Origin of the sequence: Martinezella calliandrae, assembly GCF_030272695.1 — a bacterium.
Taxonomy (GTDB): Bacteria; Pseudomonadota; Alphaproteobacteria; order Rhizobiales; family Rhizobiaceae; genus Rhizobium; species Rhizobium calliandrae.
The window spans coordinates 1-10,647 of record NZ_JARFYN010000102.1; the positions used below are offsets into that span (position 1 = coordinate 1).

Annotated in this window: 10 protein-coding genes; 5 read left to right on the forward strand and 5 right to left on the reverse strand. The window is 59.1% G+C overall.

What is annotated here, in order from left to right; all coding sequences use genetic code 11:
* The coding region (locus PY650_RS35185) for a hypothetical protein (RefSeq protein WP_285884668.1) at positions 1-190 on the forward strand (190 nt) is incomplete at its 5' end.
* Here PY650_RS35185 and PY650_RS35190 read toward each other — a convergent pair.
* The 5 genes from PY650_RS35190 to PY650_RS35210 form a co-directional block, all read right to left on the reverse strand.
* Entirely contained in the window at positions 178-1,269 is a 1,092-nt protein-coding gene (locus PY650_RS35190) for an aminotransferase-like domain-containing protein (protein WP_285884669.1), read from the reverse strand. The two genes, PY650_RS35185 and PY650_RS35190, sit on opposite strands and share 13 nt — an antisense overlap.
* Before the next feature lie 86 nt (positions 1,270-1,355).
* Complete coding sequence (locus PY650_RS35195; protein ID WP_285884671.1) at positions 1,356-2,630, reverse strand: extracellular solute-binding protein; 1,275 nt, start codon at positions 2,628-2,630, stop codon at positions 1,356-1,358.
* Between the two features lie 64 nt (positions 2,631-2,694).
* On the reverse strand, positions 2,695-3,540 hold the full coding sequence (locus PY650_RS35200; protein ID WP_285884673.1) for a carbohydrate ABC transporter permease: 846 nt from the start codon (positions 3,538-3,540) through the stop codon (positions 2,695-2,697).
* Positions 3,537-4,493 (reverse strand): carbohydrate ABC transporter permease, encoded by a 957-nt coding sequence (locus tag PY650_RS35205; protein ID WP_285884675.1) that lies wholly within the window; start codon positions 4,491-4,493, stop codon positions 3,537-3,539. The genes PY650_RS35200 and PY650_RS35205 overlap by 4 nt, the downstream gene beginning before the upstream one ends.
* Positions 4,490-5,665, reverse strand: coding sequence for an ABC transporter ATP-binding protein (locus PY650_RS35210; RefSeq protein WP_285884677.1), 1,176 nt, complete (start codon positions 5,663-5,665; stop codon positions 4,490-4,492). Before PY650_RS35210 ends, PY650_RS35205 begins: the two co-directional genes overlap by 4 nt.
* Before the next feature lie 162 nt (positions 5,666-5,827).
* Here PY650_RS35210 and PY650_RS35215 point away from each other — a divergent pair, with 162 nt between their 5' ends.
* The 4 genes from PY650_RS35215 to PY650_RS35230 form a co-directional block, all read left to right on the forward strand.
* Positions 5,828-6,739: a LysR family transcriptional regulator gene (locus PY650_RS35215; RefSeq protein WP_285884678.1), complete on the forward strand. Its 912-nt coding sequence runs from the start codon at positions 5,828-5,830 to the stop codon at positions 6,737-6,739.
* A gap of 115 nt (positions 6,740-6,854) precedes the next feature.
* Entirely contained in the window at positions 6,855-8,093 is a 1,239-nt protein-coding gene (locus PY650_RS35220) for a pyridoxal phosphate-dependent aminotransferase (protein ID WP_285884680.1), read from the forward strand.
* Positions 8,068-8,940 carry an isocitrate lyase/phosphoenolpyruvate mutase family protein gene (locus tag PY650_RS35225; protein WP_285884682.1) on the forward strand — a complete coding sequence of 291 codons (873 nt, stop codon included), beginning with the start codon at positions 8,068-8,070 and terminating at the stop codon, positions 8,938-8,940. Before PY650_RS35220 ends, PY650_RS35225 begins: the two co-directional genes overlap by 26 nt.
* A 1,407-nt stretch (positions 8,941-10,347) precedes the next feature.
* The coding region (locus PY650_RS35230; protein ID WP_285884684.1) for a transposase at positions 10,348-10,647 on the forward strand (300 nt) is incomplete at its 3' end.

Sequence of the window (10,647 nt, forward strand, 5' to 3'; positions counted from 1 at the left end):
CATTGCGAATGGTGACCACCGGGATGGCCTCAAAACTGTAGCCAACGTCATCTCCGGACCGGTCGTGGACCGCGAGAGGGAGCCGGAAATACCCAAAGTACTTACCGTCCGCGTCGAGGTCGAGGTCAGTCCAGATTTTCGTGTGGGTAGCAGGCCTTGTTTTCATCGCTTGGCCGTTCAGGAGTGGTAGGCTTGGATGATGGCATTCAAGCCGCGTTCAAAGGTGGCTCGATCGCGGGCGGTGCCTGTTCCGAAACGGATAGCATTTGGCGGTGTACCATTACCAAAGGCATAGGTGGCGCTGGGGCTGATATTGACACCGAGGGAGCTCACCATCGCGACGAACTTGTCCGCCGGGCGCTGTTCCGGAAGATTGAGCCAGACATGCAGGCACTCAGGCATCGAACGGAGATCGGCGCCAGTAAAGCGAGCCGCGACAAGGGCATGCCGCTCGCGCGTTTCTGTGCGCACAGCATCGATAATCCGAGTAGCTCCGTCCCCTTCGATCAGTCTGGATGCAACGGCTGCGTTGATCGGCGCGCACATCCAGTAGGTCGCGCGCACCCCGGGCCAGAACAGCTTGGGGATATCCTCTGCATTGGGCGCAACGAGATAGGCAACCTTCAGTGCGGCTACCATGGATTTGGCGGTGCCGAGAATGTACCAGGACAGTTCCGGTGCGAAAGACGAGAGCGGCGGCGGAATGTCATGCGGCAATAGACTATAGATGTCGTCCTCGATGATCGCGACGCCGTAGCGACGGCATATTTCTGCAATCGCTTGTCGCCGTTCGACGCTCATTATCGCTGTTGTCGGGTTCTGGAGGGTGGGAAGAGCATAATAGGCGGAGGGTGCATCCTTATGGCAAATCGCCTCAAAGGCCTCCGGTTCGATCCCCTCATGGTCCATCGGCACTGCGCTCAGGCGAAAGCCGAACATGTCGGCGAACTGGTGCATCGTCGGATAGCTCAACGCTTCAATCGCGAGACAGCCCCCCTTCCCGACAAGACTGTGTAAAAGCATGGACAAGATGCTTTGTGTCCCATTGGCGACAACAACTCGATCCGCTGGCGGAACCTGTGGGAGTCGCAGACCCGCAAATCGCGCACCGGCGGTCCGGTCTCGTTCGGAACCGCAGAATTGGTGGGCGCCTATCAGCGAATTTGGCGAGCCATCATCCAGAACCTGGGCGATGGCGGCGCGGTAGATGTCGTCGAAAATGTGAGGTACGAGCGGGGGCAGGTTCCCGCTCATATTGATTGGATTCATTTCGTGTGTCCTAGTGTTCTTTGTGTTGTTTCCGGATGATCGGCAGAGTTCCGGAGAACCAGGGGCGTGCCTCCCACTGAAAAAACTTATCTGCGAAGCAGCTTTGTTGTCGCGTCGACCATATTGGCCATGGCCTTGTCAGGAGTAGTCTGGCCGATAATGAGCTGACGCTGCGATTCAATCATTGCGTCGAAAATCTTCAGCGAGTTATCGCCAGGGAATGCGTACCAATCGACGGCGCGATCAAGCTGTTGGAGGGAAGCTTTTTGCAGGGGGTGCGTGTTAAAGAAGTCGCTGAGTGCGCCGCCGGCTTTCACCACGTTCTGATTGACTGGCATATAACCGGATTTCTCGACCAGGATCCTCTGGCCAGCACCGCTCAACATGAACTTGAAGAACTCCCACACTTGTTTCTGCTTCTCCGGATCTTCGGTCAGCATCATCAGACCGTTACCTGCACCGGGGATCAGTCCGTCCTCGGACAGAACCGGAAGAGGCTTGATGTCTAACTCGAAGTTTCCAGCGGTCTCCTTCACTACCCCGGGAATGCCGGAGGCGGTGCGCACATTGATGCCAAGAGTACCGGCACTGAATGCCTGTCTGGCCTGTGGGGATAACATGTCTGCCGAGCCGGAGCGGCCAAATTGAGCGATAAGCTCCAGCGCTTTTTTGCCTGCCTCGCTGTCAAACATAATCGTTGAGTCATCGGGCGCCATCATTCGCCCCCCATAACCCATCAAGAAAGTCTGGAACATCCAGGCCGCGGAGGAATCATATTCAAGATTGATGCCTATGATATCCGCCTTTGAGCCGTGGATTTTTCTGGAAATTTCGAATATTTCCGGCCAAGTATCGGGGAAGCTGTCTGGGTTAAATCCTGCAGCCTTAACCAGATCACGGTTGACGTAGAGCACCGGAATCGTCGTTGCATAGGGGATGGCGTAGACCTTCCCGTCTACAGAAACGGTTTCTTTCATCGCAGAGGGAAGACCCAGCGCTTCCCAGCCGCCGACTGCTTCGATGAACTGGTCGAGGGGTTGCGCCAATTTTCGGCTGGCAAGGATCTTCGTATAGTTCATTGCCTGCTGTACGAAATCTGGCTTGTCACCAACGATTGCCTGGCGCAGCAAGGTTTGGAGGGCGGGTTCCCAATTGTCGCCCAGCGGTACTGTCCGGACGTCGATGCTGGGGAAATGGGCTTCGAATTCCTTCTCTGCAGCGCCATTGATTGCTTTGAGCGCCGCAGACGATACGGCCCCCAACTGGATACCGTTACCCGCTGCAAAGCTCGCGCGTCCGGCAGTGCCCAAGATTGTCAGCGCAGCGAGACCTGAAAGCAATTCTCTTCTCTTAATTTCCATAACCAAACTCCTTGGTTTATCTGTCTGTCTGCTTCGATCCGCATAAATGAGGACCGCCATGTCTTCACTTCACTGCGCCCCCAGTCAGACCTTCAACGAACCACCGCTGAGCGGAGAGGAAGGCTATGACGAGTGGGAAGACGACTATGGTTGACGCCGCCATAAGGGGACCGTAGTCGTTCCCGGCTTCCTCGTTTTTGAACACCATGATACCGAGCGGCGGGGGCATCAGGTTCTGCTCTCGCACCGCGATCAGCGGCCAGAACAGGCTGTTCCAATGAGATACGACAGAAAAAATCGCGAAGGCGATGATCGCCGGTAGCGCCATCGGCACCATGATGCGCCAGACGATTGCCAGTTCCGACAGCCCGTCGAGGCGCGCAGCATGGACAACGTCGTCGGGAATCGTCTTGAAGAACTGGCGGAACAGAAAGATGCCGAATGGTGAGACGACATAAGGGAAGATCAGTGCCGCGTAGGTATTGAGAAAGCCGAGCTTGTAGCCGAGGATGAAGAGTGGCAGCGCCAGCACCTCATTGGGCAAGAGTAGGGCGATCAATACCAGCGCGAAGAGGAGACTGCGGCCGGGAAATTCCAGCTTGGCGAGTGCGTAGGCCGCAGGAGCGCAGACGGTGATCTGGAGCGCCAGGATCGTGCCGCAGACGATGATGCCGTTCAGCATGTAGCGCGACAGCGGCGAACTCGTCAGCGCCTTGGTATAGTTCTCGACCCCGTAGAAGTGTTCGGGCCAAAAACTGTAGGAGGCGCGGAAGATTTCTCCTGGTGGCTTAATCGACAGCGACACCATCCAGACAAAGGGAACGAGGATCAGCGCCGACGTGATCAGGAGCACCGCATGTCTCATTATAGCCGATGGGATGGCTAGCCCTTGGGTGCTATGCGTGCTCATTGGTAGTGAACCTTTTTGTCCATCACGCGCACCTGGATCAGCGTCAGCGCCAGGACGATGAAGAGGAAGATGACGGCGACGGAGGCGCCATAACCGGTGCGCAGATATTCAAAGCTCTCGCGGTAGAGCGTGTAGAGAAGCATCTCGGAGGCATGGCCCGGTCCGCCCTGCGTCAGCACCTGCACGGTGTCGAAGGTTTCGAAAGCCTTCAGCGCAACGACGATGAAGACGAACATGGTGACCGGTCCGAGCATCGGCAGCGTCACGGTTCTGAGCCGGTCGAACCATAGATCGGCGCCGTCGATGTCGGCGGCATCATAAAGGTCCTGCGGGATCGACTTGAGACCGGCGAGGAACAGCACCATCGCATAGCCGAAGTTCTGCCAGACGCCGATCATCGCCAGGACCGGCAGCACGGTGTTCTCGTCGCGCAGCCAGTTGGCGGTCGGCAGACCAAGCCGGGCAAGTGCCTGGTTGACCAGACCGATGGTCGGATGCAAGAGCGCCTCCCAGGCGACCGCCATCGCCGTCAATGTCGCCATGAACGGCAGGAAGTGAATGGCGCGGTAGAAAGCGCGCAACGACTTGCCGCTCTCGATTAGAAGCGCGATCACAAGCCCGAGGACGATCGTGCCAGGCACGACGATCACGACGTAGAGAATCGTGTTGATGAGCGAGGCGCGGAAGCCCTCGTCGGCGACGACCTCGCGGAAGTTGGCGAGGCCAACGAAGTTGAGCGTGGTAGCGCCGAACTGCCAGTCGGTGAGCGCGATGGCAAACACGCCAAAGACCGGCAGGAAGAATAAGGTGACGAGCAGGAGAAGCGCCGGCCCGGCGAGCGACCAGGCAGCAAACGCCTCGGCGATTCGCTGCCGGCGCAGCGTCTTGCCCGATGCTGTAGCGTTGGTCGGAGCATCGGCTCGCTCGGGCGTCGTCCAGGAGGCGATGGTCATTGCATCCGCTCCTTGATCGGCAACACCTTCGCACCGGCCCTCCCCTGCGCACGCAGGCGCTTGCCATCGGCCGAAAAGATCAACAGCCGTTCCGGCTTGACGCCGAGATGGAGCGCCTGACCCGGCACGATGTGCGGCGCGCGCTCGCTGAGCAGGCGCGCGATAACCGGCTGCTCGGTTCCGGGAACGTTCAAATGAACATAGAGGTCGGACCCCATGTGCTCGACCAGCCGCACCGCGCCCGTCAGAACGTTCAGACCACTCGCCTCCACGAGATGGAAGGCTTCCGGCCGGATGCCGACTGTCAGCGCTGCGCCAGGGGCGGCATCGGTGGCAACCGAAAAGCTCGTGCCGGCCGCATCCGCGATCGCACAATCGCGCAGCTTGGCCTCCAGCATGTTGATTTTCGGCGAGCCGATGAACTCGGCGACGCGACGGTCGTCGGGATCGGCATAGATCCCCTGCGGCGGGGCAACCTGCAGCAACTCGCCGTCGAGCATCACCGCGACCCGATCCGACATGGTCATCGCCTCGGACTGGTCGTGCGTGACATAGACGAAGGTGACACCGAGACGTTGGTGCAGTTCCTTGATCTCGGCGCGCATTTGCACGCGCAGCTTGGCATCGAGATTAGAGAGCGGCTCGTCCATCAGGAAGACGGCAGGCTGGCGCACCATCGCGCGGCCGACAGCAACACGCTGGCGCTGGCCGCCCGACAGTTGCCCGGGCTTGCGACCAAGCAGGTGGCCGATGCCGAGCGCCTTGGCGGTACGCATCACATCGAGCTCCATCTCGGCCGCGGTCGCCTTGGTGCCTGGCAACAACTGTCCGACGAGCGGCAGCCGCTGCAAGCTTGAGAGCCGCCGCATGCGCAGCGGCAGGCCCATGTTCTCCGCCACCGTCATATGGGGATAAAGCGCGTAGGACTGGAACACCATCGCCACATCGCGCCGCTTCGGCCGCACGCCGTCGACAACACGTTCGCCGATTGCCACTGAGCCGGCGGTCTGCACCTCAAGGCCGGCGAGAATGCGCAACAGCGTCGACTTCCCGCAGCCGGACGGTCCCAGCAGTGTCAGGAACTCACCATCGGCAATGTTTAGCGAAACCTCGCGCAGCACGGACGTTGCGCCGAAGGTCTTTTCTATTTTTTCGATGGTTATGCCCGCCATAATGCGTTACCTCGTCGAGCAGCCGCGGCAATTGTGCCGCCTTTGGATGTGCGATAGGCGCATCCATCAGACTCTTCTGTTACAGATAAATGACGTGCATCGAATAATGCGATATCAAGCGCGAGATATTGGATGGTTGGGTAGCGATGGCGGGAGGTAAGATTGGCTGACGAAAACGACTTGTCCTTGAATGCTGTGCGGGCCTTCGTGCAGGTGGCACGTGACAACAGTGTCACGCGCGCGTCTAAGACGCTCGGCATCACTCAGAGTTCAGTCAGCCGTCATCTTGCGGTACTGGAGGAGTACTTCGGAGCAAGGCTGATCGAGCGGCGCGGTCGCCAGAGCCAATTGACCGATTTTGGGCGGCTCTTCGCCGACGCCGTGGCCGAACCGCTCGATACCATCCTGTTTACCGCCAAGCGAATGCGCCGCAACGGTAGAAAAGATGCCAACCGCTTGGTCGTGCGCACATCTCTGGCGACGTTTGCGTATACGGTGCTGATTCCCAACCTGAGAGAATTCTCGAAGGAAATGGGTGGTATCACGGTCGACGTCATCAGCAGTCTCTCTGCCCCATTGTCGACGGATAGTTTCGACGTGCTGCTCACACGCGACCTGATGCTGAGCGAACCTGGCGACCGCTGGGATGTCTATGACGAGCAACTCGTCTGCGTCGGCGCGCCGGACTGCGTCGCCGGTCGTGGCCTCAAGGCCCTGCGCAATACGCCTGTCATCGCCGTCACGTCCCGGCCCGACATTCTGCCCACCTGGCTGCGCGGCCTCGACCTGAAGACGTCGGATATTACATCCGGCGCACGTTACGATCATCATTATCTTGCCCTCCCCGCGATCACGACCGGGCAGAGTTTGCTTGTGACGCCGCACATCGTTGTTGCGGATCTGATTCGGCAAGGCCTTGTGGAGGTGCTTGATGGGTCTCGTGCGCCGAGCGGCATGCAATATCATGCCTACGCAATTGACCGAAGCAGCGATCCAGATGTCGCACGGGCCTTCTGCCGCTGGCTCACTAGACTTTGCAGGAAGATGACGGAGGAAGAGGTCCCGGGCAAATAGCCGCCCGAATATCGCAAAATGCGATCGGTTTGTTGCCTATAAGCGATGCCGAAGCTGGCAAGTAAGCCTCACTCCTCGTAGTTCTCTGTCACATCCAGAGCTACGAGGAAATGTCGTGTCATTCATCGCCAAGAGACTTGCGGCCGTCCGGCCCTCCCAAACCAAGGCCATGACGGCCGCAGCTGCCGTCCTGAAAGAAAAAGGCGTCGATGTCATTGCCCTCAGTCAGGGCGAGCCGGATTTCGACACGCCTGAAGCGGTCCAAAATGCCGGGATTGCCGCGATCAGAAATGGCAAAACCCGCTATACGCCCGTCGCTGGTGTCAAGCCCCTGCGTACGGTGATCCGCGAGAAGCTCTCGCGCGACAACGGGCTTGATTACGATGTCGACCAGATCACCGTCGGCTGCGGCGCCAAACAGATCGTCTTCAACGCGCTCTTTGCCAGCCTTGATCCGGGCGACGAGGTAATCATCCCGGCGCCCTGCTGGGTGTCCTATCCAGACATGGTTCGGCTGGCGGGCGGCGAGCCGGTTCTCGTCCCATGCCATGAACACTTCGGCTTCAAGCTGAAGCCACAGGATCTCGAGGCGGTGATTACGCCGAGCACCAAGTGGCTGATCCTGAACTCGCCCAACAACCCGACGGGCGCCGTCTACTCCAAAACCGACCTCGCCGCCTTGGCCGAAGTGCTTCGCAAGCACAGCCAGGTGCATGTGCTTGCCGACGACATCTACGAAAAGCTGGTCTACGACGTGCGCTTTGCCACCATGGCCGAAGCCGCTCCGGACCTGATCGATCGCGTCTTGACCGTCAACGGGGTTTCGAAGTCGAGCGCCATGACCGGCTGGCGGCTCGGCTATGGCGCCGGGCCCAAGGACCTAATCAAGGCGATGAACACGATCGAGGGCCAGACCTCATCGCATACGAGCTCGATTTCCCAATATGCCGCGATCGAAGCGATCGCAGGAGATCAGAGCTACATCGAGACTTTCGTTTCCGAGTTCCGCAAGCGCCGTGATTTCGTGGTCGAGAAGATCAACGAAGCCGAAGGTCTCAAATGCCGGACCCCGGATGGCGCCTTCTATGTCTTCGTCAATTGCGAAGGCGTAATCGGCAAATTCACGCCTCAGGGCACGATCATTGCAGACGATTTGGATTTTGCGATGTACCTGCTGGAGCAGTTCGGCGTCGCCGTCGTTGCGGGCTCAGGCTTCATGGCCTCACCCTTTATCCGCATCTCCTACGCCGCATCGATCGAAGAGCTGCAGCAGGCCTGCGACCGCATCCTTGCAGCCTGCGAAGCCCTTTCAAATAGCGAGATCAAATATGAGCAAAGCAAAGCAACTGCGTAACGGCATGGCCGAATGCGGCCTCGTCCACATCATGGCCGCCCACAGCCCGCTCTCGGCCATTCTCGCCGAGGAAGCCGGTTTTGACGGCATCTGGGCCTCTGGCTTCGAACTGTCGGCGCTTTATGGACTTGCCGACATGAGCCTGATTACGATGACCCAGCATCTCGACATGCTGCGTGCCATCGCCGCTCAGTCGTCCCTACCGATCGTTGCCGACATCGACACGGGATATGGCAACGCACTGAACGTCATGCATGCCATTCGCGAATATGAGAAAGCGGGTACGGCGGCCGTCGTGATCGAAGACAAGTCCTTCCCGAAGGTCACCAGTCTTGCCGCCGATGGCCGTCAGGAGCTGCTGCGTATCTCGGAATTCCAGGGCAAGATCGAAGCCGCAGTTTCGACCCGCAATGATCCGGATTTCCTCGTCATCGCCCGCACGGAAGCCCTGATCGCCGGCCTTGGCGAAGAGGAGGCGCTGACGCGCGGCCTCGCCTATGCCGAGGCCGGGGCGGACATGATCCTGATTCACTCCAAGAAAAAGGACGCGGCTGAGATCGAGAGCTTCTCGCGGGCCTGGAAGGGACCTGTCCCGCTGGTTATCGTTCCCAACGCCTACCCGGAACTCGAAACCACGCGGATCCGCGCACTCGGCAATATTAGGATGACCATCTACGGCAATTACGGCATCCGCGCCTCCGCCAAAGCGATGCAGGATGCGTTCCGGCGGATCATTGCCGATGGTGGCGTCCAAAACGTCTACAGGGACATCGTACCCGTGGAGGAAATCTTTCGACTGCAGAAGATGGATCAGGTCAAGGTCGACGAAAAACGGTTCCTCAAATAGGCAGGCACCTATGCCGTTCACGCCCGCCGCCAATTCAGACCAGGCAGAGTTTGGCGTCTCTTTCGTCGCAAACGGAGATCCGATATCGCGAGTTTCGACCTTGACCGGACTGCGGCCTTTGAGGACCAGGTGTTTGTCGAGCTTGCCACGCGGTATGTCGAAGAGAGCCAAAGTCTTGTCCGCACCGGAGGAGGTTTGGCTCTGGAAAGCGGTTTTAGCGCACGTCCTGGCAGATGCAATTGGTGCCGCAAGCGCCAGTAACAAGGGCGGCGCGGGCGCTTGATTTCGTTGGTACCGTCGCACTGCTCCTGTGGGGGTTCGGCGCGTGATGAAGACCGGCTGCTGCGCGCATTCGGAGCGCGGCTGAACCGGTGGATTGGATCAAGCACCACAATCGGTTCCCTGCTTTCGGCATCGGGTTGACCGCGGGGGTTGCACGGCAAAAGTGTACGGCCACTGCGTCTATGGCGGCCTCGTTGCCGCAATGGCTATCAGGGATCGATAGTGCCGCAGGCGTGATGTTGTGCGCCGACATTCTACACACCTCCGACACTCGCCATGCCTTACCTTGTAACGCTGCTGATGACTACCACACAGGTTGTCGCCTTCCGCTTTAGTCATTCAGTATCCGCCAAGGGCATGTCTCAAGTTCCGCTTCGACTTGGCCTGATGCTTTGCCACTCCAAAGGCGACCGGGCCAATAGGGCATCCACATTCCATTCGTGACCTCACTGTCGCCGTGGCTGCGGCACATGGCAGTCTCCAAAGCGGCTGTGAGTCTGGTGATATCCCCTGGCCAGCGGGACCATCAGGCCAGCGAGGCCTGTTCTCGCCGTCACCTTGCCGGTGCGATTCCTCCAATTGTGGCAACGTTTCACTATACGGCTGTGGGGCTCAGGGTCACTGTCGGCAATCTCCCTATTCAGAAGGCGGGATGTGTCGCAGTTCCACCATTCTTCAACACGATCGCGACACTCCTCCCCGATGTCCTTCACACCGCGCCGTGCTCGCCGTGAATGCCCATTTCCACATCGTCGTCAACCCCTCGCCATCATCACGCTTTCGATCCTCTAGCGCGTCCGAAAGCTTGAGCAGTGGCTTCAAACAATCTTGCACGATTTTAGCGAGCAACCCGTCGAGGGCGGTCGAAAATCTGGGCGAATTGTTCCAACCGCGCGCCTGCCGCCCATGCCGCCTCCGGTCTGCAATGTAGCCTCTCAAACATCCGCATGATGGAATGGGCGCCAACAGAGTCCAAAAAGGCCTTGAATGCGATATGCCGGTCGCGCTCTTCGCAGCAGCGTGTTGTCCTAGCTCGAATATCTCAAAGTAAGAGGTGCATCGGGCCTGAGAATCTGAGAAACTGCTTTTGCAACAAAGGTTTACCAGATTCGTTACGGAGGCCCGATGCAAACACAGTGTATCTCCGAGCATCTCGAATTTGAAGGCTTCGACGGCCATAAAGTTGTGGCTCGCTTCGACGGCGGCGCCATCACCTCGGATGCCGGCGCCTTGCTGCTTCGCGAGGTTGCCCGCGCCATCGGCCTGTTCGATCGGGTGGCCGCCTGCTTCGTCGATGGGCGCGATCCGAACTGCCTGGTCCACAGCGTGCGCACGCTGGTCGGCCAGCGCATTGCGGCGATCGCGCTAGGCTACGAAGACGTCGACGACCACGACACGCTGCGCCATGACCCCGTTCTTGGACTT